The organism is Moraxella bovis (genome assembly GCF_002014975.1).
In the GTDB taxonomy this organism is placed as follows: Bacteria; Pseudomonadota; Gammaproteobacteria; order Pseudomonadales; family Moraxellaceae; genus Moraxella; species Moraxella bovis.
In genome coordinates, this window is record NZ_MUXV01000034.1 from 34,965 (window position 1) to 60,202 (window position 25,238).

At 44.8% G+C, this 25,238-nt stretch carries 24 protein-coding genes; 16 read left to right on the forward strand and 8 right to left on the reverse strand.

Going from position 1 to position 25,238, the window contains the following annotated elements; translation table 11 throughout:
* The first annotated feature begins 3 nt into the window (after positions 1 to 3).
* The 4 genes from B0182_RS08780 (at position 4) to B0182_RS08795 (ending at position 4,545) form a co-directional block, all read left to right on the forward strand.
* Positions 4 to 402: a hypothetical protein gene (locus tag B0182_RS08780; RefSeq protein WP_078274570.1), complete on the forward strand. Its 399-nt coding sequence runs from the start codon at positions 4 to 6 to the stop codon at positions 400 to 402.
* Positions 402 to 1,652: an MFS transporter gene (locus B0182_RS08785; RefSeq protein ID WP_078274571.1), complete on the forward strand. Its 1,251-nt coding sequence runs from the start codon at positions 402 to 404 to the stop codon at positions 1,650 to 1,652. The genes B0182_RS08780 and B0182_RS08785 overlap by 1 nt, the downstream gene beginning before the upstream one ends.
* Positions 1,653 to 1,686: 34 nt before the next feature.
* Positions 1,687 to 4,023, forward strand: coding sequence for a TonB-dependent receptor (locus B0182_RS08790; protein ID WP_078274572.1), 2,337 nt, complete (start codon positions 1,687 to 1,689; stop codon positions 4,021 to 4,023).
* Positions 4,024 to 4,167: 144 nt separating this feature from the next.
* On the forward strand, positions 4,168 to 4,545 hold the full coding sequence (locus B0182_RS08795) for a hemerythrin domain-containing protein (RefSeq protein ID WP_211271637.1): 378 nt from the start codon (positions 4,168 to 4,170) through the stop codon (positions 4,543 to 4,545).
* 79 nt (positions 4,546 to 4,624) lie between these two features.
* On the opposite strand, the gene B0182_RS08800 is transcribed toward B0182_RS08795, so the two are convergent.
* From B0182_RS08800 to lysA, 5 genes are all read right to left on the reverse strand, one after another.
* Entirely contained in the window at positions 4,625 to 6,379 is a 1,755-nt protein-coding gene (locus B0182_RS08800) for a glutamine--tRNA ligase/YqeY domain fusion protein (protein ID WP_078274573.1), read from the reverse strand.
* A 327-nt stretch (positions 6,380 to 6,706) separates the two neighbouring features.
* Positions 6,707 to 8,338, reverse strand: a complete 1,632-nt coding sequence (locus B0182_RS08805; protein ID WP_078274602.1) for an ABC1 kinase family protein — start codon at positions 8,336 to 8,338, stop codon at positions 6,707 to 6,709.
* Positions 8,339 to 8,544: 206 nt separating this feature from the next.
* Positions 8,545 to 9,426, reverse strand: coding sequence for a bifunctional demethylmenaquinone methyltransferase/2-methoxy-6-polyprenyl-1,4-benzoquinol methylase UbiE (gene ubiE / locus B0182_RS08810; protein ID WP_078274574.1), 882 nt, complete (start codon positions 9,424 to 9,426; stop codon positions 8,545 to 8,547).
* Between the two features lie 84 nt (positions 9,427 to 9,510).
* Entirely contained in the window at positions 9,511 to 10,215 is a 705-nt protein-coding gene (locus tag B0182_RS08815) for an FFLEELY motif protein (RefSeq protein WP_078274575.1), read from the reverse strand.
* Between the two features lie 205 nt (positions 10,216 to 10,420).
* Positions 10,421 to 11,737, reverse strand: coding sequence for a diaminopimelate decarboxylase (lysA, locus tag B0182_RS08820; protein WP_078274576.1), 1,317 nt, complete (start codon positions 11,735 to 11,737; stop codon positions 10,421 to 10,423).
* Positions 11,738 to 11,924: 187 nt separating this feature from the next.
* Here lysA and ubiA point away from each other — a divergent pair, with 187 nt between their 5' ends.
* Positions 11,925 to 12,824 carry a 4-hydroxybenzoate octaprenyltransferase gene (ubiA, locus tag B0182_RS08825; RefSeq protein WP_078274577.1) on the forward strand — a complete coding sequence of 300 codons (900 nt, stop codon included), beginning with the start codon at positions 11,925 to 11,927 and terminating at the stop codon, positions 12,822 to 12,824.
* A gap of 188 nt (positions 12,825 to 13,012) precedes the next feature.
* Here ubiA and B0182_RS08830 read toward each other — a convergent pair whose 3' ends face one another.
* Together B0182_RS08830 and mnmA are read right to left on the reverse strand one after the other, a co-directional pair.
* Positions 13,013 to 13,363: a DUF805 domain-containing protein gene (locus B0182_RS08830; RefSeq protein ID WP_211271638.1), complete on the reverse strand. Its 351-nt coding sequence runs from the start codon at positions 13,361 to 13,363 to the stop codon at positions 13,013 to 13,015.
* A gap of 60 nt (positions 13,364 to 13,423) precedes the next feature.
* Positions 13,424 to 14,566, reverse strand: a complete 1,143-nt coding sequence (gene mnmA, locus B0182_RS08835) for a tRNA 2-thiouridine(34) synthase MnmA (protein ID WP_078274579.1) — start codon at positions 14,564 to 14,566, stop codon at positions 13,424 to 13,426.
* Between the two features lie 109 nt (positions 14,567 to 14,675).
* Here mnmA and ispF point away from each other — a divergent pair, with 109 nt between their 5' ends.
* From ispF to B0182_RS08895, 11 genes are all read left to right on the forward strand, one after another.
* The gene (ispF, locus tag B0182_RS08840; RefSeq protein WP_078274580.1) at positions 14,676 to 15,155 is read left to right on the forward strand and encodes a 2-C-methyl-D-erythritol 2,4-cyclodiphosphate synthase; all 480 of its coding nucleotides are present in this window, start codon (positions 14,676 to 14,678) and stop codon (positions 15,153 to 15,155) included.
* A gap of 47 nt (positions 15,156 to 15,202) precedes the next feature.
* Positions 15,203 to 15,769 (forward strand): cysteine hydrolase family protein, encoded by a 567-nt coding sequence (locus tag B0182_RS08845; RefSeq protein WP_078274581.1) that lies wholly within the window; start codon positions 15,203 to 15,205, stop codon positions 15,767 to 15,769.
* 53 nt (positions 15,770 to 15,822) lie between these two features.
* Complete coding sequence (grxD, locus tag B0182_RS08850) at positions 15,823 to 16,158, forward strand: Grx4 family monothiol glutaredoxin (RefSeq protein ID WP_036362211.1); 336 nt, start codon at positions 15,823 to 15,825, stop codon at positions 16,156 to 16,158.
* Between the two features lie 74 nt (positions 16,159 to 16,232).
* A complete protein-coding gene (locus B0182_RS08855; protein ID WP_078274582.1) occupies positions 16,233 to 16,580 on the forward strand; it encodes a hypothetical protein in 348 nt (115 codons plus the stop codon).
* Positions 16,577 to 16,927 carry a hypothetical protein gene (locus B0182_RS08860; protein ID WP_078274583.1) on the forward strand — a complete coding sequence of 117 codons (351 nt, stop codon included), beginning with the start codon at positions 16,577 to 16,579 and terminating at the stop codon, positions 16,925 to 16,927. The genes B0182_RS08855 and B0182_RS08860 overlap by 4 nt, the downstream gene beginning before the upstream one ends.
* A gap of 40 nt (positions 16,928 to 16,967) precedes the next feature.
* On the forward strand, positions 16,968 to 17,900 hold the full coding sequence (locus B0182_RS08865) for a WG repeat-containing protein (RefSeq protein ID WP_158079670.1): 933 nt from the start codon (positions 16,968 to 16,970) through the stop codon (positions 17,898 to 17,900).
* 213 nt (positions 17,901 to 18,113) lie between these two features.
* Positions 18,114 to 20,009, forward strand: a complete 1,896-nt coding sequence (gene mnmG, locus B0182_RS08870; protein WP_078274603.1) for a tRNA uridine-5-carboxymethylaminomethyl(34) synthesis enzyme MnmG — start codon at positions 18,114 to 18,116, stop codon at positions 20,007 to 20,009.
* A gap of 83 nt (positions 20,010 to 20,092) precedes the next feature.
* Positions 20,093 to 20,482: a hypothetical protein gene (locus B0182_RS08875; RefSeq protein WP_143821698.1), complete on the forward strand. Its 390-nt coding sequence runs from the start codon at positions 20,093 to 20,095 to the stop codon at positions 20,480 to 20,482.
* 406 nt (positions 20,483 to 20,888) lie between these two features.
* Positions 20,889 to 21,413 carry a TIGR02452 family protein gene (locus B0182_RS08885; protein ID WP_158079672.1) on the forward strand — a complete coding sequence of 175 codons (525 nt, stop codon included), beginning with the start codon at positions 20,889 to 20,891 and terminating at the stop codon, positions 21,411 to 21,413.
* A 40-nt stretch (positions 21,414 to 21,453) separates the two neighbouring features.
* On the forward strand, positions 21,454 to 21,957 hold the full coding sequence (locus B0182_RS08890) for a hypothetical protein (protein ID WP_078274587.1): 504 nt from the start codon (positions 21,454 to 21,456) through the stop codon (positions 21,955 to 21,957).
* Positions 21,958 to 22,048: 91 nt separating this feature from the next.
* Positions 22,049 to 23,002, forward strand: a complete 954-nt coding sequence (locus B0182_RS08895) for an AEC family transporter (protein ID WP_078274605.1) — start codon at positions 22,049 to 22,051, stop codon at positions 23,000 to 23,002.
* Here the strand turns inward: B0182_RS08895 and dnaG are convergent.
* Positions 22,999 to 25,173 carry a DNA primase gene (gene dnaG / locus B0182_RS08900; RefSeq protein WP_078274588.1) on the reverse strand — a complete coding sequence of 725 codons (2,175 nt, stop codon included), beginning with the start codon at positions 25,171 to 25,173 and terminating at the stop codon, positions 22,999 to 23,001. The two genes, B0182_RS08895 and dnaG, sit on opposite strands and share 4 nt — an antisense overlap.
* Positions 25,174 to 25,238 lie beyond the last annotated feature (65 nt).

Here is a 25,238-nt window from a genome sequence, read left to right on the forward strand (position 1 = left end):
GTTATGCCTATTTTTCTAAATGCTATTCAGAACCCAAATAGCTCCTTACCTGTATTTTTACTCGATTTTTCAGGCGAGATTAGTCAAGATGCATTTGATGGTTGGTTGATTGCTATGAGTGATTTGTTAGCCAGTGAGCAGAGTTTTGCCTTGATTTACCATAGTCGGACAGGGTTGACACTCCCTGATAACTACCGCCAGACTGAGGCGGTTTGGTACAAGACGCACAAAGAATCGTTCTTTAAATATTGCAAGGGATTAGTTAGAATTGTTGATGATGAGACTCAAAGACAAGCCTTAGACAGTCCTGCTTTTCATAAAGCATGGCGAGTGCCTTATGCGGTGGTGTTATCACTGACTGAAGCCAAAGCATGGATAAACACTAAAATAGGGGCGGTCTGATGATTGTCTCACAACAAAAAAATCGCCATCTTTTGACGATGGTGGCACTGTTATATGTTGCCCATGCCTTGCCTTTGTATTTTTTTAATGTGGCATTGCCTGCCATTTTAAGACATCAAGGCGTTGATATTAGGGTGATTGGCATGCTTTCACTTTTATATTTGCCGTGGGCGTTTAAATTTCTGTGGGCAAGTTATGTGGACAATTATTATTGTGCCAAAATTGGCAAACGCAAAACTTGGTTATTTTTTACTCAAATTATCGTGGTAGTCGGGCTGTTTGGGCTTGGCTTTTTACAGTTTTCTGAGATTGTATTATTTCTGAGCATAAGTTTTTTGGTGTCTTTGGCAAGTGCCACCCAAGATATCGCTATTGATGGCTATACAGTGGAACAATTTGATAAGTCATCCTTTGGGCTGGCAAGTGCCATGCAAAGTTTTGGAGTGGCGTTTGGTAGTATGGTAGGCGGTGCTGGCACACTGTGGCTATATCAGAGATTTGATTGGCAAATGGCGACAATCAGTTTGGCAACAACTGTTTTGCTTATTTCGTGTTCACTATCGTTCTTAAAAGATCAAGACAATCCCAAACATGCTACCAATCTTTCCAGAGCAAGTCTTATTAGGCTTATCAAACGCCCGCAAACCAAATGGTTACTAGCTTTGATTGTGGTGTTTCGCTTTGTGGAAGCTCCGATGATGGCAATGCTAAATCCAATGCTTGTGGATTTTGGTTTTTCACTGTCTCAGATTGGGCTTTTGTTTTCGGTATTTGGAGCGATTGTTGGGATTGGTTCAGCACTTTTGGCAGGGGTATTAATCAAATATATCGACATTGTACGTTGTCTTATATTATTCGGATGGCTAAGAACGGCAGTTTATGCTTTGTTGTGTCTAGGATTGCTATATCCTTTATTGGGTGATTTTTTACCTGCGGTAGGTTTATTAAAAACAGGATTTATGAGCTTGATGGCAATTAGTGTTTTGCTAATTTTATCTGTTCGCTATTTAACAATGACTGCCTTATATGCTCTGTTTATGAATGCTGCCAATCCCGACCAAGCTGGCACGGACTTTACTTTGTTTGTGTGCGTGGAGTTGCTTGTGTATTTTATCGGCGGGGCGATGAGTGGATTTTTAGTACATCAGTTTGGCTATGACAAGCTATTTTTATGGCTTGCGATTGGTTCTGGGGTGTCAATGCTTATTTTGCCGACATTGATAAAAAAATTTTTCGTAACAGACTGTTAAAATTTTACTTTTCCATAAGCATAAGGAGTAATTTATGCGTCATTCCCACTATTCTCAATGGTTGTCTTTGCCTTTACTAAGTGTGGCAGTAACTCAGCAGTTGTACGCTCAACCCAATGAGTCATTACCAACGGTTGAATTAGAGCCTGTGGTTATTACCATTGATAAGAGCGGTATGGCACTTGCCAATCGTATCACGCAAATGCCCCATACCACTAAAATTATAGATGAAGAGCAAATTCAAGAGCAAGCAACAGGCTCTCGACAGCTTGCCGATGTAATGGCACAGCTCATTCCAAGTTTGGGGGTAAGTAGTGGCACCACCAGTAACTTTGGGCAAACCATGTACGGTCGTCAAGTGCAATTTTTGTTAAATGGCGTGCCTTTGACAGGTTCGCGAGACATCTCTCGACAGCTTAATAGTATCAACCCCAGTCAAGTGGCTAGAATTGAAGTTTTATCAGGAGCAACCAGTATTTATGGGTCTGGGGCAACAGGCGGTTTGATTAATATCGTTACTAAGTCGGATTTGGAAAAGGAGCAATTTGAAACCCGCATCGGTGTACATGGTAGTAAATTATCCAGTGAAGGTATCGGTTATCAGGTAGGTCAGAGTGTAGCAGGTGTCAGCGAAAATGGCAATGTCCTTGCACGACTTGATGTCGACTATCGCACCACAGGAGGGGCATTTGATGCTAACGGTAAACGCATCGCTCCTGAGCCTGCCCAAACCGATAAACAAGACAGCAAAAGTCTAAGTATTAATGCAAATGTTGATTGGCAAATCGGTGATAAACAAAACATCAATTTAGCATTGACACATTATAACGACAAACAAGATACCGATTATGCACCTGATTATGGTAATCGCCTTGCGGTGTTGTTTGGAGAAAAGCCTTCATTAAATGCCATCAAAGGCTTATCATTATCAGAACAGCCAAAAACCACCAAAAGCACTTTTAATATCAACTATCATCATGATGATTTGTGGGGTAACACCATCAATACCAATGCTTATTATCGTAAAGAAGAAGGGCGATTTTACCCCTTTGTTGCCCCGTTTTCGACCGCCAAAGCCCTGCCTATTTTACAAAGCATGAATTTGCCACCCGCCACTTTGGATGCTTATACTAAGGCCCTACAAGCTCGCGCGTATGGGGTGTTACAATCTGAATCTAAGGCAGAGGTACTAGGAGCAAGATTGGCTTTGCAACGTAAATTTGACCTTACTCAAAAGCCTGTGCTACTTAGTTATGGAATTGACTATGAGCAAGAAAAAGACCGCCAAGGGGCAACAGGTTATGATTTAACCACCTTTATGCAAAGCAACGGCTTGGCATTTAAAGACACTGGCAACCGTTACACTTATGGGCCTGACACCACCTTAAAAACCTATGGTGTTTTTGCTAATGCCAATATTGCTTTAACAGATGATTTAAAAATATCAGCAGGCGTGCGACATCAACGTATAGACAGCAAAACAGACGATTTTGTGCCACCCAGTGAGTCGCTATTGGCTGATTTATTAATCCAAAACAAAGTGCCGTATCAAGCAGGGGTTGTCAATTCTGGCAAAGTAAAGCATCACAAAACTTTGTTTAATCTTGGGGCAAATTATCAATTAACGCCAAATCACAGTATTTTTGCCAACTTTGGGCAGGGATATAGTTTGCCTGACCTGCAAAGGGTGCTACGAGATGTTGGGGCAGGTTTTGTGGTTAATTCTGATAATGTCGAGCCAATCACGGTCAATAGTTATGATGCAGGGTGGGTAGGAGTATTTGGGGGTAGCCGTGCCAAGTTGACAGGTTTTTATAATACATCAGATAAAGTAACCCAGTTTTTAAAAGATTATAGCGTGGTGGTTGCTGATACTGATGAGCGTATTTATGGGGCGGAGTTTGAATTAAATCACAAGATTAATGATAACTGGGCTGTCGGTGGCAGCATTGCCTATACACGAGGTCAATACAAAGATGCAGGTGGTCAGTACAGAGAGCTTGGGGCGTTTCGTATCAGTCCTACCAAAGCCACCGCTTTTGCTCAATATACTACGCCAAACGAACATAAGTTACGCTTACAACTACTTGCCATTGATGGTACACAAAGAGCTTACAAGGACAGCCTGATTGCCAAAACCAATCAAAATGTCCGCAAAACCCCGGAGGCTAGAATTTCAGGCTATGTCGTGGCGGATTTATTGGGTGAGATCAAACTGCCCAAGGGTCAGCTAAATTTTGGGGTTTATAATTTGATGGATGCCGATTATAAGAGCGTATTTAGTCAAGCTGCCAAAGCAACTTATGGTGAATTATCCAGCTTATCTGCACAGGGGAGAAGTTACGGGATAAGTTATACCTTAAATTATTGATTAGCATTATGTGCCACAATACCATAAACATCGCCCTAGTGTTTGTGGTTTTTTTATTTTATAATAAAATTTAATTGATAAATAGAAACTCCCACGAAACGACACCCCGCCTTACAGCCCCTATCTCGCCAGCACCATTTGGGCTTGGTCATCGCCAACAAAGCCAAATCCGTCACCGATGACGACAAACTTATCCACCATCAAGCCTTAGTGGAGTGTCTGACCACTGCCATTCTCACGTATTTTGAGATTGAGCGGACACGCCTTGCTGATGTTATTTTGACAAAATTATCCGATAACAGGGCGGTTAAATTGGCAAAACAAATGCTTGATGAGCATGAATACATTGAGAGCCTACTTGCCAACACCGACCCAAGTGTGGACGATGTCAAGGAGCTTGCAAATGCTCTGTATGACCATATCCGCTTTGAAGAGCGAGAGCTTTTTCCCATTGCTGAGACGGTGCTAAATGATGTTGAGCTTTTTGCCATTTATGAGGCGATTGATGAGAATGTAAAGTGAACGAGTTAAAAGTTGGGCAATGGAATTAAAAAGCCAAACACCACGTTTGGCTTTCGTTTAATTTTAAAATTGCTAAAAGTTATTTAAACCCATCTTTTAACCCCACAATCTGATTAAATACAGGCTTATCGGTGCTATGCTCCACGCTGTCCGCCACAAAGTAGCTTTCACGCTCAAATTGGGATTTGTCATCGCCTGTTGCCTGTGCCAATGACGGCTCTACAATGGCATTGACAACCTTTACCGAATTTGGATTGACGTGGGTTAGTACCCATAGCGTATCATCATCGGCATCTGGGTTTTGTGTTTTAATAGTGGCAATATGCTCGTCTGAGATTTCATCATCTTCAAATAATAAATGCTCATACAGTCGCACGGTGGCAGGCACGCCATGACTTGCCGACACCCAATGAATCACGCCCTTAACTTTACGCCCCTCAGGGTTATTGCCCAGCGTTTGTGGGTCAATGGTGGCGACAAGCTCCACCACATCGCCATTAGCGTCCATGATATGCTCTTCTACTTTTAGCACATAGCTGTTACGCAGACGAATCTCAGGATTCTCTGGCGATAAGCGTTTGTATCCGTCTGGGGGCGTGATTTCAAAGTCAGATTTATCAATATAAATGGTTTTGGTAAAAGGAATCTCACGCTCGCCATTGTCTGCCTGTGGGTGTTTGGGCTGAGTAAGCCACAATACGCCATTATCTAGGCGAGCCTTGACCGTGTCTTTTTTTAGATGTTCAAAATCAGCAACCGCTTCATCAAAGTTGCTAATGGTAACTTTTAAGGGGTTTAGCACTGCCATACCACGACTGGCGGTATTTTCTAGCACGTTTCTAATGCTAAATTCCAACTGGCGAAAATCTACCACACCGTCTGCCTTGGATACGCCAATGCGTTCACAAAAATCCCGCAAGCCTTCGGCAGGGTAGCCACGTCTTCTCATGCCTGCAATGGTTGGCATGCGTGGGTCGTCCCAGCCCGATACCACGCCCATGTCCACAAGGCGTTTGAGTTTACGCTTGGACGTTAGCGTGTGGTCAATGTTTAGACGGCTAAATTCGTATTGGCGGGGTGGCACCTCAAAGCCCACTTTTTCAACAACCCAATCATAAAAAGGACGGTGGTCTTCAAATTCAAGCGTACAAATCGAGTGCGTGATACCCTCATAAGCGTCCGACAAGGGGTGGGCGTAGTCGTACATCGGATAAATGCACCATGTATCGCCCGTTTGGTGGTGGCTTGCGTGCATGACACGATAAATCACAGGGTCTCTCATGTTCATGTTGGCGTGATTCATGTCAATCTTGGCACGCAGTACCGCCTCGCCTTCTTTGTATTTGCCGTTTTTCATGTCGTCAAAACGAGCCAAATTCTCATCAACAGTAGCGTTACGCTGTGGCGATTCCACAGATGGCTTACCAAAACCGCCACGGTGTTCACGAATCTCATCAGGCGTTTGAAAGTCTACATAGGCATCGCCTTGTTTGATAAGCTGTACCGCCCATTCGTGTAATTTGTCAAAATAGTGCGACGCATAACGTATGTCTCCTGCCCAGTCAAAACCAAGCCACTCCACGTCCGCCTTAATGCTGTCCACATAATCCTGCTTTTCGGCGGTGGGGTTGGTGTCGTCAAAGCGTAGGTTGCACGCTCCACCGAACTCTTGTGCCACGCCAAAATTTAGGCAAATGGACTTGACGTGCCCGATGTGCAAATAGCCGTTTGGCTCGGGCGGAAAACGGGTCAAAATGCTGTCGTGCTTACCGCTTGCTAGGTCATCACGAATAATTTGGCGGATAAAGTCGTTTTTTTCGGGTAGGTCGGTCATGGGTTTTTCCATCATTTATTAAAGGGTAAATTCTGTTATTTTAGCATAATTTTTATAGGGCGTGTTAAACTTTGATGTTTGCAACAGACCGCTCGTACTATAAAATTTTACATAAAATTGATTAAAAATAAAGCAAATTTAGTGCTTATAATTAGGGAGTGCCTACCTTTGGTATTTGCAATGAAAAATGCCTGTTTAAAAAAGCAGGGGAATCGCACGTTTTTCAAGCTTGAATTGTCAAACCAACTGCAACATCTTTATAAGTAATGCCAAACATCTTTTCACTGGTTGTGGTTGGACTGTTTGTTTAAGATCAGATGAGTCCAATCACGCCAACACCCGCCACACCGCAAACCCCAATGCCAATACATGAAACACCACGCCCACCCACCAAATCGGCACGGTCAACCCAATGGCGATAAAGGCAAAAAATCCGCCCAACGCTATCCAGTCATGGCGTTTTTGGTTTAAAAAATCGGCTCGTAGGGCTTGGACTTCTCTTAGCTGTTTGTCCTGTCGTCCGCCAAGCATGGCAAGTGATTGGATGCTTTGGGTAGTAAGTTTGGGCAGGTCAGTGGCGGACAGTAGATGTTCGGGCAATTTGTCATAAAAATCATTCAATAGACGTGTGGGGTCAAGCTGTGATTTTACCCAATCGGTCAAAATCGGCTTGGCAAGCGACCAAATATCAAGGTCAGGATATAGTTCACGCCCAAGCCCTTCCACGTGGACGAGCGTTTTTAGAAGTAGCATAAGCTGTGGCGGTATGCTCATCTGATGACGGCGAGCGATGTTTAAAATCTCAAACAATATCCCTGCAAAATCAAGCTCACTCATGGGCTTAGACACCATGGGGGACACCGTGCGAGCCATGTCGGCGATGAGTGCGTGCTTGTCAGCAGATGGCGGTATCCAACCTGCATGACTGATGATGTCCACCAGTGTGGTGTAATTGCCATTCATGACCGATAGGAGCATACGAGCGACAACAAGTTGGTCATCGGGAGCAAGTTGCCCCATAATCGCACAATCTAGCCCCAAATAGCGTGGATTTGCCACCGCTTGACCGTCTGGCAGGGTCTCCACAAAGATGTTACCAGGGTGCATGTCAGCATGAAAAAAGTTATCCCGAAACACTTGGGTAAAAAATATCGTCAAACCATTTTTGGCAAGGACGGCACGGTCATAGCCCAAGGCGTCAAATTTATCCGTCTGGCTAATAGGCACGCCAAAAATCCGCTCCGAGACCATGACCGACTTGTTTGCCATATAGACTTCGGGGACATAGATGAGTGGCGAGTTTGTGAAGTTAGCTCTCATGCGAGTGGCGTTGGCGGACTCCAAGGTCAAATCCAGCTCATTTAGCATGATTTGGCGGTAGTCTTCCACGATACTCACGATATGCACCGCCCGAGCCGACTCCATACGAGCTGATAGGTAGCCTGCCAGCTCCCGAAGCAGTTCAAAATCCTTGATGATGACAGGGCGAATGTCAGGACGGACGACCTTAACGACCACTTCTCGACCGTCAGGCAAGCAAGCGGTATGCACTTGGGCGATACTGGCGGCGGCGAGTGGCTTTTCATCAAATCGGTCAAACATCTCACCGATTGGCTTGCCTAGCCCTGTTTTGGGGTGTTCTATTTCACGTTTTAAAATCTCAACGTCAAAGGGGGCGACTTTATCTTGTAGTAGCGATAATTGGGCGATGATATCAGGGGGCAGTAGGTCAGAGCGAGTGGAGAGCAGTTGCCCGAGCTTTAAAAACAGTGTTCCCATCTCTTCTAAGGCGAGCTTGACCCCCAATGGGTTGTGCGATTTGCCGATACTGGCAGGGTGCATTTTGATGAGCCGTACCAAAGGGGCAAGCTCTGGTACGTCCGCAAAATGCGTGTCAAGGCGGTATTTGGCACAAATGCGATATAGGTCAAACAGGCGGTTTTTATAAGAGATGAGCATGGTTTTGGTAAAAATGGGTTTGATAAAAGGAGTTTTAAAAAGAAAAAAGGCAAATGGGTAAAATCTACCTTTCGGGGCAGGCATTTAAAACCTTTAATTTTAAATGGATTGTAGGGGTAAATGACATTCGCCCACAATTTTAAAATGCTTTTGTAGGGGCGCGCTTTCCACGCCCGAGTATATTTGAAGTTAAATGATATAAAAAATCAACGAGCCTTAAAGCCACGATGTACTGCCACGATACCGCCTGTGAGATTGTGATAATCGCAATTGACAAACCCTGCTTGTTCCATCATGGCTTTTAGCGTGGCTTGGTCTGGGTGCATGCGGATACTCTCTGCCAGATACTGATAGCTTTCGCTGTTATTGGCAACAATCTTCCCCATGAGCGGTAGGGCGGTAAAAGAGTACAGATCATACGCTTTTGACAACGGCTCAAACACAGGTTTGCTAAATTCTAGCACAAGCAGTCGCCCACCAGGTTTTAGCACACGCCACATGGCTTCTAGGGCTTTTTGTTTGTCGGTAACGTTACGCAGTCCAAAGCTGATGGTAACTAAGTCAAACGAATTATCGGCAAAGGGTTCTAAGGTTTCGGCATTGGCAAGCACAAAATCCACGTTGTTGCACCCCGCATTGATAAGGCGTGTGCGACCCACTTCTAGCATGGCTTCGTTGATGTCGGACAAGACCACACGACCCGAGCGACCGACTTCTTTACTAAATACTTTTGCCAAATCGCCCGTACCGCCTGCGATGTCAAGGACACTTTGCCCTGCACGCACGCCACTCATCTTAATGGCAAAACGCTTCCAAAGCCTGTGAATGCCAAAGCTCATCAAATCGTTCATGATGTCGTATTTAGTGGCAACCGATGTAAATACTTGTCCGACTTTGGCTTCTTTTTCACGAGCATTGACGGTTTGGTAACCAAAATGGGTGGTTTCGCCAATGTTTTCAGAATAACGGTTGTCAGTTTGGGTGTTGGCGTGGGCGGTTTCGCCATTGGCGGGGGTTTGCATGGCGGATTGTCCTTGGGGTTTGCCTGTGGGTAGGATGTTAGGATTGGTGAAGTCGTTGTCGGTCATGGCTATTTTTCCAAATTTAAAAACACGCCCTTATTATACGCTAATTTGGGCAAGAATGGGCGTGTTTTGGGAAAAATTAAAAATTCATTCATGAATTTTGTGAATAACGACAAGCTCATTTGCCACAAACGGCACGGTAAAATCATCAATGCGTTTTAGGGGTTTCATGGCAACCAAGCCGTCCCCGATGAAGTCGTATAGGGGCTGATAGCCGTTGTCGTATGCCATGCCTTTGGCAAGTTTAAAGGCGTTTTGTAGGATGAAAGAATTAAAATATTTATAAGACTGCTCGCACACGTCTTTGATGGTGTGGATTTGGGCGATGCGTTCGTCTTTGGCATTGACGTGCCGATACACGTCATGCATGAGTGTGTCATCAATGCCTCCATTAGCGTAACGCTCGCCAAAGTCAGCCAGTAAGGACGTTGCCAATGCCAAATCAAGACTGATGGCATGAACTGCCGACTGCACGCCAAGCACGCCTGCCCCTAAGGCGTTGGTAGGGATGAGCTTTTCAAGTTTGCCCGAGCCGTTTAGGGCGTTCGTCCCTGCGGTCAGAAGCTGATTGGTAAGCACGTCAAAATCATCATCACCATAAATCCGCTCAATGAGATAATTGGCAAGTGGGGCGGTTTTGTCATCGGCAAATAGGGCGTGATTGGTGCGTTTGATGCGAGCCTTTTGCCATGCTTGCACATCGCCAAGTGCCTGTTTTAGGGCAGGGTTGGTGTGATGGGGTAGGGCTTGATAGGCTTTTAGCATATCGACTAGGGTCTGGATTTGGGACATGGTGTTAATTTTGTTGGTGGGTTAAAGTGGGGTTAAATGGGTTAAGACTGAGTTAAAAGTTGGGTTAAAAGGTTGTGTTTGTGAGCTTGATGGTATTGTTTTTCACAAGGTGTGCAGAGCCAATCCCTGCACTCCCATTTTATTTAAAATCATGGCGATTTAAACGGTTGTGTTACTATAAAACATACCAACTGGTCGGTTTTTATTAAACGCTCTCGCCACGCCACAAATCGTCTAAGCTCTCACGCTCACGCACAACCCGATGAGAGCCGTCATCACACATAATCTCGGCAGGTCTGGGGCGGGTGTTGTAGTTGCTTGCCATGACAAAGCCATACGCTCCTGCCCCTGTGATGGCAAGAGTGTCGCCCACGTTTAGGGCAAGCGTACGATTTTTTGCCAAAAAGTCGCTCGACTCACACACCGAGCCGACTATGTCCCACACTTGGGGGGCGGTCGTGGCGGTCAAATCAGCAGGGATAACCGCCATAACCGAGCCATATAGGGCAGGTCGCATGAGTTCGCACATGGATGCATCCACAATGGCAAAGTTTTTGTATTCGGTGGGTTTTAATGCGTCCACATTTGTGAGTAGTACCCCTGCATTGGCAGAGATGTTTCGCCCTGGTTCTAGATGTAGCCCTAAGCCGTATTTTTCTTGTAATGTCAAAAGTTTGGGCAGTAGGGCGTTGGCGTATTCGCTCACGCTGGCAGGGGTCTCATCGGTATAACGCACGCCCAAGCCCCCACCCAAATCCACATGACGTAAGCTAATGCCCTGTGCGAACAGCTCGTCAATCATCTCAATGACTTTATCCAAAGCGTCTACAAAAGGCTGGGTGTCGGTCAGCTGTGAGCCGATATGGCAGTCTATGCCGATGATGTCAAGGTTTGGCAGGAAGCTAGCAAAACGATAAGCGTCTAGGGCGTTATCATGGCTGATGCCAAATTTGTTATCTTTTAAGCCTGTGGAGATATAAGGGTGAGTTTTGGCATCTACATCAGGGTTGATACGCAGGGCAATGGGGGCGGTCTTGCCAAGCTCGCTTGCCACTTGGCTGATGAGTTCAATCTCACTCACCGCTTCGACATTAAAGCACCCAATCCCTGCATTTAGGGTGGTGGCGATGTCGCTTTTGGTTTTGCCCACGCCCGAATAGACGACTTTGTCCGCTTGCCCGCCTGCTTTTAATACGCGGGCAAGCTCGCCTGATGACACGATGTCAAAGCCTGCCCCTGCATGGGCAAGTGTGGCAAGGATGGCAAGGTTTGAGTTGGATTTGACGGCATAGCAAATTTTTACGTCTGACAAGGGGGCGAAACTCTCCACATAGGCACGGTAATTGGCAAGTAGGGCGTTTTTGCTGTACACATAAAGCGGTGTGCCATAGGTCTGGGCTAGGGTTTTGGTGCTAACGTTGTCAATAAATAGCGTGTCGTCTTGGTAATGGATAAAAGGCAAATCCGCCACGTGCGTGCGTGGGTCTATCGTGAGTGCTGGGTGTTCGGTGCTGTCTGCCATGGTTTTTCCGTTAAAAAGTATTTGGGGCTTATTTTAACAAAAAATTTTGGTTTGTCATTTTTTATTTTAAAAATAATTGGGGTTTGGGCAGAATGTATAACGATTTTTTTTAAATATAAACCATTTTTCATTGTTATATAAAAAAGGCTTTATGATAAAATACCCCAAAAATTAACCATTTAACATCATGACCGCAACCACTTACACTTTTAAAGACAAACTCATCGCATGGCTACAACTGACCCGTTTTGACAAACCTGTGGGGACGGAGCTTTTGCTATACCCGACCTTGTGGGCATTGTTTTTGGCAAATGTAGGCGTAGGGCGACTGCCGAGCATGGCTCACATCGTCATTTTTACGCTTGGGGCGGTGCTGATGCGAGCGTCAGGCTGTGCCATCAATGACTTTGCTGACCGCAAGGTGGACGGGCAAGTCAAACGCACCAAAAACCGCCCACTGGCAGATGGACGACTGTCCGCACGCACGGCTGTTTTTACCTTTGTGGGATTGTCGGGATTGTCGGCGTGTTTGCTGTTTTTTTTGCCGATACAGGTGTTTTATTGGTCGCTGGTGGCGGTATTTCTTGCCTTTATTTATCCGTTTATGAAGCGTTACACGCATTTGCCACAGGTTGTTTTGGCAATGGCGTTTGGCTGGGCGGTGCCAATGGCATATGTGGCGAGCATTGGCACGGTGGATAAATGGGGCTGGCTTGTCTTTGTTGCGTATATGTGCTGGACGGTGGCGTATGATACGATGTACGCCATGTGCGACAAGGACGATGATGTTAAAATTGGGGTCAAATCCACCGCCATTTTGTTTGGTAAATATGACGTAGCAATCATCATGGCACTGCAGGCGTGCTTTGTGGGTTTGATGGAGCTGATTTGGTGGCATTATTTTTATGAAAGCATGGGGCTTTGGGCACTGGTGGGCGTATTGCCTGTGGTGGCGATGGTGGTGTATCAGTATGGGCTGATTAAGGATAGGGAGCGACTTGCTTGCTTTAAGGCGTTTCGCCATAATGCGTGGGTAGGGCGATGGGTGTTTTTGTGGACGCTGATTTGTGTATGGGTTGCGGTGTAGTTTGATCGGGATAGTTGATTTAGATTGTGTTATTAAGCGGTTTGCAAAAAGCGTTCGGGATAGATTGGGGCTTTAAAGTTAAAAAGCCGATTTTAATCCCAACTGCTCACAAAATGGCAAAAAATCCCTATCCAAAAATAATAAAATTAAATACAAGATAAATATAACAACCTATAAATTATCAATCATTAAAAAGATGGCATAGCACCAAACCGATTTTCGCCTTTACTTCCCTTTCTAAACATTAACCCCAAAAATATCAATGAACCAATGATGGGAATAAAATTTAAGATAAACCAATAACTAGATAAGTTACTGTCGTGCAATCTGCGACTGCTGACCGATAATTTGGCTAAGGTTAAAAGTGTAAATACGGCAAGCAATATGACATTGTTTAACACAACATCTAATTTTAAGCTTTCTAAAATAAAAGCAAGAACAATTAAAAATAGCCAATAAAAAATAAAAAAAACTAAAAAATTCCAATCGGCTTGCTTCCAATCGGCTTGCCCTGTCTTCATAATTGTAAAAATTATCAAATAAAGCAGATTTTAAGCCAAGCGTCATTTTTTGTGGAAGTGATGTCATTTTATTTTTCCTTAGCCCACCTTCGCATCACACCAATCAATCACACCCCCACCCAAACACACATCACCGTCATAAAAGACCACCGATTGTCCTGCCGTTACCGCTCGTTGGGGATTGTCAAAAACTACCCGTATGGTGTCATTTTCAAGATAAACGGTACATTCTTGGTCAGGCTGGCGGTAGCGGGTTTTGGCGGTGAGTTTTGTGCCGTTGGCAGGTGCATTGACGACCCAATCAAGTTTATAAGCAGTCAAGGTGGTGGACATGAGATAAGGGTGTTCGTGTCCTTGCCCGACAATCAAGCGGTTATTTACCAAATCTTTATGCAAGACAAACCACGGCGCATCGGGGCGATTTGCCACCCCACCAATGCCAATGCCCCCACGTTGCCCAATGGTATAATACATCAAGCCGTCATGTTTACCTAGCTTGACACCGTCATCGGTGTAGATGTCGCCTTGTTTGGCGGGTAGGTAGGTTTGTAAAAAGTCTTTAAACTTTCGCTTGCCAATAAAGCAAATGCCCGTACTGTCTTTTTTCTTGGCGGTGGCAAGCTCATACCGCTCAGCAATCGCTCGTACTTCTGACTTTTCTAATTCGCCCACAGGAAACAGCGTTTTGGCGATTTTGTCGCCCCCGACTGCATGCAAAAAATAGCTTTGGTCTTTGTTGGTGTCTAGTCCACGCAGTAAGCACGCCTTGCCGTCCACTTCAAAACTTCGGCGAGTATAATGCCCTGTGGCGATGTAGTCCGCCCCCAGCGTCAAGGCATAATCCAAAAAGGCTTTGAACTTGACTTCTTTGTTGCACAAAATATCAGGATTGGGTGTGCGACCTGCTTTGTATTCTTCCAAAAAATGCTCAAAGACATTGTCCCAATACTCCGCCGAAAAGTTAGCGGTGTGGAGCGGTATGCCCACTTTGTCGGCAACGGCTTGGGCGTCAGCTAGGTCCGTCATGGCGGTACAGTATTCGGTGCCGTCATCTTCTTCCCAGTTTTTCATGAATAAGCCTTCAACGTCAAAGCCTGCTTTTTTTAATAGAACAGCCGACACCGAGCTGTCCACGCCGCCAGACATACCAACGATGACTTTGATTTGATTGGGATTTTTGCCGTGAAATTGGGCGACATCGGATAGGCGGTAAGGGGTCATGATTGTCTCTTGTTATAAAATTGTGGTAAACTTGCCATTATATAAGGCTTGCTAATTATTTTACAAGCCTTGTTTAAGACAAACTAAGATAAAGCAAAAAGGCTCAATCATGATAAAAATCGGTCAAGGTATAGATGTTCACGCTTTTACGACAGGCGATTTTGTAACGCTTGGCGGTGTGCGTATTCCTCACACGCACGGCATTAAGGCTCATTCGGACGGCGATGTACTACTTCACGCTTTGGCAGACGCACTTTTGGGGGCGTTGGCGTTGGGCGACATTGGACAGCATTTCCCCGACACCGACCCTGCTTTTAAAGGGGTGGATAGTAAAGTGCTATTAAAACACGTCTATGAACTTGTCAAGTCGCACGGCTATACGCTTGGCAATGCTGACATGACGGTTATTTGCGAGCGTCCAAAAATCGCCCCACACAACACCGCCATGCGTGAGACCATCGCAGGTGTGCTTGGCGCAGGTGTGGACTGCGTGAGTATCAAGGCGACCACCAATGAAAAAATGGGCTGGATAGGGCGTGGCGAGGGCATTTGGGCGAGTGCGGTGGTGTTGTTGGTTAAAAAATCCTAGCTTAACATAATTGTAAATTTAGTTGCCAATAAATACAGGAAAATCAAATGATTGTCAAAAACACCGCCTTATTACTCATTGACTTACAACAAGGTTTTTATGATGAAGCCTATTGGGGTGGCAATCGCAACAACCCAAACTGTGAGCAGGTTTGTTTTGAATTATTAAACCATTGGCGAGAGCAGGGTTTGCCGATTTTTCACATTCGTCATTCATCAACCACGCCCCAATCACGCCTACACCCTACACACCAAGGCTTTGACTGGATTGAGCTGACCAAACCGCAAGCTCATGAAACCGTCATTACAAAGCATGTCAATAGTAGTTTTATCGACACAGATTTACATAAGCAACTGACCAAAGCGAACATCGACACCCTTGTTCTTGCAGGGCTTACGACCAATCACTGTGTATCCACGACCGCACGCATGGCAGGCAATCTAGGCTTTACCACTTTTGTGGTATCGGACGCTGCAGCGACTTTTGATAGAATGGGGGCGACAGGCGAGCGGTTTGACAGCCAGCTTGTGCATGAAATCAGCCTTGCCAATTTGCATGGCGAATTTGCGACCGTGCTGACAAGTGATGAGCTTTTACGCAAAAAATTCTTGTAAAAATCCCCATTTGCCCCCATAATAACTCAAATTTTCCAAATCGGAGCAATCCCATGACCGACATCAATCCCCAAATCAAAACCTTGATTGAAAACCAAATCAAAGACCATGCTGTCCTACTATATATGAAAGGCACGCCACAATTTCCCCAATGCGGATTTTCAGCCCGTGCCGTGGAAGTTTTGACCCAAATCGGTAGACCATTTGCCTTTGTTAATATCCTAGAAAATCCTGAAATCCGTAGCACCTTGCCACTCATCGCCAACTGGCCAACCTTCCCACAGTTATGGGTAAATGGCGAGCTCATCGGCGGTAGCGACATCATCCTACAAATGTACCAATCAGGCGAATTAAAGCCACTGATTGAAGAGCATAGCCCAGAAGTATGATGGAGATAATCGGTTATTTGAAATAACCGATTTTTATTGATAACCACAAATAAGATAAGTAGCAAGGTGATGCAATGTTAGACGAAGGTTTCATTCATAAAAACAGCCAAGAAATTGTAGAGTTATGCCAAGAGCCTGACACGGCATTGAGTGCATTGGCATATTGGATAAAATATGAAAATATTGACAAAGATGCCATCTGTGCCATCCATAAGCGAATCTGTGCGGACATGGATATACAGTCGGCTTATTATTTGGTGAGAATCATGCAGGCTATGCCAGAGTCGGAGCGACCTGTAGATATAAAGCCGTTAATGGAGCTGGTGGGCGACCTCGGTGGTGAGCTTAATGACTCATTACCCACACTGGTTGATCGAGAGATGTTGGGGCAAATCCAACAAGAGAGCGGTGTATTTTTATGAGCATGCCAAGCATTTCTGAGCAAATTATCAGCCTTTGCCAAAATCCTAATACTGCCTTGCAAGCCATTCATCTTTTGATTGCCAATAATGGGGCGAGCGAATCGGCTTTTCGTGCTGTTTATGATAGGGTCATGGTGGATAATGACGTGGACGGGGCGTATTATTTGGCAAATTTCGCCCAAAAGGTCGATGATTTGCCTTTTGAAGTGTTGCCTTTGGTGCGTTTGGTAATGGCAAGTAATGATGAGCTGATGAAGCAGGCGTTACTTGACAAAATGCCCGATGAGGCTCGTGCCAATCTTGACACTTTGCTTGCCAATGATGCCCAAAAAGACCTTAATTTTTAAGATCTTTTTGTCTTTGTGTGATGATAATTTAGGACGACAGATGAAATACTTTAACAAAAACTGGATGATGATTTTGATGGGCGTGCTGTCGGCAGGGCAGGCGTGGGGGTGTGAAAAACCACAGACCGAAGTTGAATATCATTTTGTGGATTGTTTATCAGAAGAAGGGCTTACCCAAGTTTGGCTGTTTGACGAACAAGGCTCAAATGCAAAACACGGCTTTGTTAATAAAGCTGGAAAATTGGTTATGCCATTGCAATATGACCGAGCGTGGGGTTTTAAAGATGGCTTGGCAGGTGTTCAAAAAGATGAAAAATGGGGCTTTATTGACATAACAGGCAAGGTTATCATTCCATTGCAATATGATTATCTTTATAATTTTAATGAGCAATTGGCAGGCATTCAACAAGACGATAAGTGGGGGTTTATTGACAAATCAGGAAAAACCATTATCCCTTTTATGTACGATTGGGCTTTGGATTTTACAGAAGGTTTGGCAGGCGTTAGGAGAAATGATGGCAAATGGGGATTTATTGACAAATCCAATCGTGTGGTTATTCCATTTATTTATGATGAAGTTGATGTTTTTGTTGATGGTTTGGCAAAAGTTGAGCAAGACGACAAGTGGGGGTTTATTGACAAATCAGGCAAAGTGGTTATTGAGATAAAATATGATTATCTTAATAATTTTAGTGAAGATTTGGCAGGTATGGAAATAGATGGAAAATGGGGATTTATTGATAAAAGTGGAAACATTGTTATTCCTGCCAATTATGACAGCCTTTATGTTGGATTTAATGATGGTTTGGCAGGTGTAGAAATAGATGGCAAATGGGGGATGATTGACAAAACAGGAAAAATTGTTATTCCAATACAATACGACCAACCCTTTTCTTTTTATAATGATGTCGCCGAAGTTGAATTAAACGGCGAAACTTTTTCTATTGATAAACAAGGCAATCGTTTGCCTTGATTTGCCCAACCGCTTTATTTTGATTATAAAGCGGTTATTTTTTTGCCCAAAACTGCAAGGTGCGTACCACGCACTGTTTTAGGTTCAATTGCTCAAATGGTGCGTCATACGCACCTTACCAAAACTCAAATTTTTCCCCAATTTTCCCAAAATACACCCCAAATCTGCTATAATACCCCAATTTTTCCTAAATTTTTAGACAGATTAACAACTATGACAACACTCTATACCCACCCCAAATCTTATGATGTCATCGTCATCGGTGGCGGACACGCAGGCACAGAGGCCGCTCTTGCGTCCGCTCGCATGGGGGCAGATACCCTACTTATCACGCACAACATTGAGACGCTAGGGCAGATGAGCTGTAATCCTGCCATTGGTGGTATCGGTAAATCGCATCTGGTGCGTGAAGTGGATGCACTGGGCGGGGCAATGGCACTCGCAACCGACAAGGCAGGCATTCAGTTTCGGGTGCTAAACAGCCGAAAAGGGGCGGCCGTGCGAGCGACCCGAGCCCAAGCCGACCGTATTTTATACAAGGCAAGTATCCGTCATACGCTTGAAAATCAGCCAAATTTGACGATTTTTCAGCAACCTGTGGATGACATCATCGTAGAGAATGGACGTGCGGTGGCGGTGGTTACAGCCACAGGCATTCGCCTAAATACCCGTGCGATTGTGCTGACTTCGGGGACTTTTTTGGGTGGGGTGATTCACATTGGCTTACAGCACCAGTCAGGCGGACGGGCAGGCGATATGCCGTCCATTCGCTTGGCTGACCGTTTGCGTGAATTAAAGCTCCCCGTTGGACGACTCAAAACAGGCACACCTGCTCGTATTGACGCTCGTACGGTGGATTTTTCCGTGATGACTGTGCAACACGGCGACACACCGCTCCCTGTGATGAGCTATATGGGCGATGTGTCTATGCACCCCCGCCAAATCCCCTGCTACATCACACACACCAACGAACGCACGCATGATATTATCCGTGCCAACCTTGACCGCTCGCCCATGTTTAGCGGTAAGATTGAAGGGGTGGGACCCCGTTATTGCCCAAGCATTGAGGATAAGATTCATCGCTTTGCCGAAAAAGACAGTCATCAGATTTTTATTGAGCCTGAGGGCTTCTCCACGCATGAGCTATACCCCAATGGCATCTCAACGAGCCTGCCGTTTGATGTGCAAATTGAGTTTATCCATAGCATGAAAGGGCTTGAAAATGCTCACATCACACGCCCCGGTTACGCCATTGAATATGATTATTTTGACCCACAAAATCTAAAACCCACACTAGAAACCAAATCCATTGACGGCTTGTATTTTGCAGGGCAAATCAACGGCACGACAGGCTACGAAGAGGCGGCGGCGCAGGGGCTACTGGCAGGGCTAAATGCAGGACGCATGGCACTTGGCAAGGCATCGTGGACACCACAACGGCACGAGGCGTATCTTGGCGTGTTGGTGGACGATTTGATAACTCACGGCACCAAAGAGCCGTACCGTATGTTTACAAGTCGTGCCGAACATCGCCTCTTACTGCGTGAAGACAATGCGGATGAACGCTTGACTGCCATTGGGCGAGAGCTTGGGCTTGTGGACGATGAACGCTGGGCGAAATTTAATCAAAAAATGGAGTCCATCGCCAGCGAAACCGCCCGCCTAAAAGACATCTGGGCAACGCCAAATAACGCCATTGGTAAAGCCTTTATGGAAAATACAGGCGAGATTTTGACCAAAGAAAACAGCCTGCTTGACCTTTTAAAACGCCCAAATATCACGTTTGCCGACATTGCCAAAGTGTCAGACAGTACGGTGGGCGATGACGTGGGCGAGCAGATTGAGATAAGTGTCAAATATCAAGGCTATATTGACCGCCAAAATGATGAGATTGAGCAGATGAAACGCCTTGAAAACACGGCTCTACCGCTTGATTTTGATTATGCAGGCGTGTCAGGCTTATCCAACGAAGTCGTGCAAAAACTCACCCAAGTCCGCCCTGCAACACTAGGGCAAGCAAGCCGTATCAGCGGTGTTACCCCTGCGGCGGTGAGTTTACTTGCGATGACGGTTAAGAAGATGAAGAGAATGGAGAAAGTGGCGGAGTAAGGATTTTTGATAAGAATACGCACCATTTAGAGTTTATTTTAAATGGTGTGTGATATTATATGCCTAATACTTTAAAAAATCTTATGGCAAACGATTTTGAAAAATTATCACAGCTTATTCAAGCATTTGAACGCACGGACTTTTTGGACGAACAATATAAATTCCAAATTCAATCCCTTGCCAAAAAGAAAGTGGATTGGTATTTGGTTGAAAATTATTATAAAGGCATTTCATTGGAAGATTTGTGCCAAATTTTATTAACGCCTAATATTGAAAATTGGCAAACATTAACCGATGATGAATGCTTAAATCTCATTCAAGAAATCTTGGACGTTGTCTGCAATGTAGCGATTGTGGATAGGAATATGGACGCATTGCATAAACGCTATCCCAATCTTTCAGTTTGTGATTTGATTTTTTGGCAAGATGAAACCAATCCAAAAGTGATATTGGAGAGATTAAAAAATTCTTAAAAATTCGTCAGGTGTGTATCACGCACCATTTAAAAATGTTAGCCACTTTTAATAGTGCATAATACGCACCTTACATTCAAATAAGGAAAAATAAAATGAACACCAAACAAATCGCCCAGCAAGCCCTACAAATCAGCCAAACAGGCAAATTACCAACTGATAAAGGCGAAATTGATTTTTTGGATAAACAAACATTTGCCCAAAGCAATACTTTATTATATCGCCCAGATGACTTGGCGCAATTATTTGCCAATGACAATCAAATTGGTAATGGTAATTTAAAGTTAAGCGTAACGCACGAAAGTAGCCAGCAAGCAAGCAATTTATCGTTTGATTGTCAAAGAACAAAAAGACAATGTTTGCTTATTAAATTTTGCGTCCGCCAAAAATGCAGGCGGTGGTTTTTTTGAGTGGGGCAAAAGCCCAAGAAGAAGATTTGTGCCGTTCGTCTGGGCTGTATTTGTGCCAATTAACCCAGCCTGATTATTATGAAATCAACCGCAAGCACAAATCAATGCTTTATACCGACCATATTATTTATTCGCCTGCCGTGCCATTTTTTCGGGTGAATAAAGAAACACTATTGGACGATATTTTTACTTGTTCAGTAATCACCGCCCCCGCTCCCAATGCAGGCGTACATTTACAAAGATGTCCCAATGATACAAAGAGCATTGAAGAAACTTTAATTCGCCGTGCCAATTATGTATTAAGCGTGGCAAAACATCAAGGGCATAAAATTGTGGTATTAGGAGCGTGGGGTTGTGGCGTATTTAAAAACGACCCTGTGCAAGTGGCAAAAATATTTAACGATTGCTTAAAACAAGAAAAGTTTAAAAATTTCTTTGATGAAATTGTCTTTGCCATTCATGACAGTAGCAAAACTTTAAAGGTTTTGACAGCTTTTGAGAGTGAATTTAAACAGTCATAAAACCATACCATAAAATTAGTGTTAAAATAAGGAAATTATTATGAAAAAATATGCGTTTTTAATGGCAATTTTAATGGTTGGCTGTGTTAATCCAACACAAAACACAACCAAACCAATGACCGCACAAAAACAAGCAATATTGGCGGATTTTGATGGTTGTGCTGATGTGTATAATGAAGTTCGTTTGGAAGATTTGTATTTTGAAAATACCAAACAAACCTTGCAATTTTTTCCAAAATTATTGGATAAAGACGATGCCCCTGTACCAAAATATAATAATGCTTATTTTAATATGGCGTGTGGTGGTACAGCTTTAACAGGTCAGGTAACAACCCAACAAAAACAAGGCAAAACTTGGGTAGAAATTAAAACCTGTGGCGATTTGACTTGGCAAAGTGAAAAAGACGCTTGTAGTGTTGATAAAGGATTTTATCATCATGGATTAAAAGGTCAAAATGGCGAAACCATTATTTTGAAATATGGCTATATTTTCTACATTGGAAAAGATAGTGCGGTAAATGCCTATAAAATTTCATCATTTTAATAACGAGCAGATTTTTACTTTATTTTTGAGTAATTTTTGGTTATGATAAGTCATTTTATCATAACCAGAATTTACCATGAACTCCCAAGAAATCCTCCAAGCCATCAGTTTTGCTTTTATGATTGTCTTTCCAAACCTAGCCTTGATGGGGCTGGGTTTTTATATGAGAAAATCAGGCAAGATTAACAGTAATTTTATTGATACGGCATCCAAAATCGTCTTTAATTTTGGTTTGCCGTGCTTACTGTTTTTTAGCGTGATAAAAAGTGAAGTGAATTATGCCGAGCAGTTGCCACTCATCATGGCAGGGTTTGTAACGACTTTTGTGCTGTTTTTTGGGGCGGAACTGTACGCCAAAATGCTCATTAAGGACGTGCGTGATAAAGGCGTTTTTGTGCAAGGGGTGTTTCGCTCGAACATGGCGATTATCTCGCTGTCGGTGGCAACCAACGCTTATGGGGCGGTGGGGACGAGTGTGGGGGCGGTGTACATAGGGATTTTGACGATTTTGTATAATATCTTGTCGGTCATTACGCTATCACGCACGAGCCAGAGTAAGGGGTTATCCGCCCAAAGTCGGGATATTATCATCAAGATTTTTCAAAATCCGCTCATCATCGCCTTGGTGTCTGCCTTTATTTATAAGGGGGTAGGCTTGCCTTTACCGCCTACACCGATTGCCAAAACAGGTCAGCTACTGTCAAACATTGCCTTGCCACTTGCCTTGATATGTGCAGGCGCGACGCTGGACATTAAGTCTATGTTGGGGCTGTCGGGTGTCTCCATGCAGGCGAGTATTGGGCGGATTATTGTCGCTCCACTGCTTGCAGTGGGTGTGGGCGTGGCGTTTGCCCTACCGCCTGTACAGTTTGGCGTGCTGTTTGTCATGGTGGCAAGCCCTGCCGCCGCTGCAAGCTATGTTATGGCAAAGGCGATGGGTGGCAATGATGTCTTGGCGGCGAACATTTTGGCATTTACCACGGTGGTGAGCATGATAGGCATGGCGGTGGGCATAGCGTGGCTTCGGGTACTAGGGTGGGTTTAGAAGCCTTTTTCTATCAGTGTTGCCACGTCTGCCTTGGTGTGCTGACTGTCCCATGTGATGAGTGCTTGTAAGCGACGTTTATAAATCTCGGATAGCACGATGTTTTTGACGTTTTCGCCTTGTTTTTTTAATACGTCTTGGAGACGTTGGCATAGAAGTTCGTTAAATAACAGTGCCATTTGTTCCAAATAATGGTGTTGGTTCAGATAGAAAAACTCACGCCACAGCCTGCTAAGATGGTGTTGTAGCTCCACATTGGGCAGGCTTGCCATGATAAGATGAGCCTTGCCGTCGATGGCGGGTGCGGATTTGTCATGTAGGTCAAACTGAGCGATAACCCCTGTGTCCGCCATGCCCAAAATCATGTCAATGGCACCAACCAACTCTGCCAAATCAGTATCAATGTCTTGCCAGTTGGGTAGGGCAGGCACGGACAGCCCTTGGTGTTCTAAGTGAGTCAGATACGGCTTGTGGGCATCCGCCACGCCAGAGTTGGTCAGTAGGGTGGTTAGGGGGTTGTCTTTGATGATGTGGGGGGCGTAGAGTAAGCACAGATACAGCTGAGTGCTACTGTCCGTCTCTTGGTGGTAGTTGGCGGTGTCCCGAGCGGTTTGTTTGTGGTTTTTACCACTGAGTCTTGCCCAAAAGTCGTTATTGAGCCACCAGCGAAAACTTGACCCTTTGGGCAGTTTGGCGGTCAGCTCTTTTAATTCAGCGACCGCTCGGGCTTTATTTTCGGGCAGGGATAAATCATAACGGTTTTGTAGCACGCCATGGATATAATCCGCCATGCTCTGAGCGTGCGTGATTTGGGCACGCATGGCATCTGCCCCATGAGCCTTGATGTAGGTGTCGGGGTCATGTCCATCAGGCAGGGTGAGAAATTTTAAGGTCTTACCATCGGGCAGTACCGGCATGGCAACTTCTAGGGTTCGCCACGCCGCTCGCTGTCCTGCGGTGTCGCCATCAAAGCACAGTGTTAGGGTGTCGTTATATTTTAATAGCCCTGCAATTTGCTTGTCATTGGCTGCCGTTCCCATTGGAGCGACTGCCCCATAAATTCCTGCTTGGTGCAAGGCGATGACGTCCATGTAGCCTTCCACCATGAGATAGTTTGCTGCTTTAGCTTGGCGGGCTTCGTACAGCCCATATAGGATGTGCTGTTTGCTAAATACGGGCGACTCCGATGAGTTGATGTATTTGGGCATCTCATCGCCCAGCGACCGCCCTGCAAAGCCAACCACTCGTCCCTGTCTGTCCTTGATGGGGAAAATCACGCGGTCTCGTAGCAGGTCAAAATTCCGCCCCTTTTGCGATGTTCTGACCAGTCCTAGAATACGCAAGCCTTCGATGTCGTGGGGAAAAGCCTGCTCCAAATGTTGCCAACCGCTCGGGGCATAGCCCAAGCCAAATGTGGCTATCGTCTCATCGCTTAGCCCCCGTGAGACAAAATATGCCTTTGCCGTGGGGTTTTGATGGAGCATGTTTTGATAAAACTGGGCGATGGCGGACAGCAGGGTGTACAAATCCCCTTCGCCATTTTGGGGGGGTTGATATGGTGGATTGGTGCTATTAAAAGTGTTATCCGCTTGATAAGGGAGATTGTTGTAGCTGTCGTTATAACCGCCATTAAAACTGCTGTCAAAGTCGGTGTTAAAGTCGGCATCAAAATCATTGCCATAACTGTCATTAAAATTATCAGAAAAATCAGGATAATCATCATTGGCTGACGGAGTGGTATTATCATGATGAGTGGATTGGTTGGTTGTGTGGGTGTTTGTGCTGTCTGTATTGCCTTGATTTGTCTTTGTGGGTGTTTGGCTGCTGGGGTTTGGGGTTTTGTTTTTGGCGTAGCGGATTTTTTGGGCGAATTTGTCGTCTTTGGGCAGTTCTATGCCTGTTTGTTCGGACAGATAATCGACCGCTTCTTTGAAAGTCATGCGTTCAAATTCACGCAAAAAGGTGATGGGATTGCCTTTAACGCCACAGCCGAAACAGTAGTACAGGTTGGTTTGGGGATTGACATAAAATGACGGGTTTTTTTCGCCATGAAACGGACAGCACCCCTTAAACTCACGCCCCGCAGGTTTTAGGGTGGTGTGTTTTTTGATGATGGCGACCAAATCGGCAGATGAGTTTAGTCGTTCGAGCGTGGTGTCAGGGATTCTCATGCGTGTATCAAATAAAGGGATGGGAATTTTCCAATTTCAATTTCAATTTTCCAATTTCAATTTTC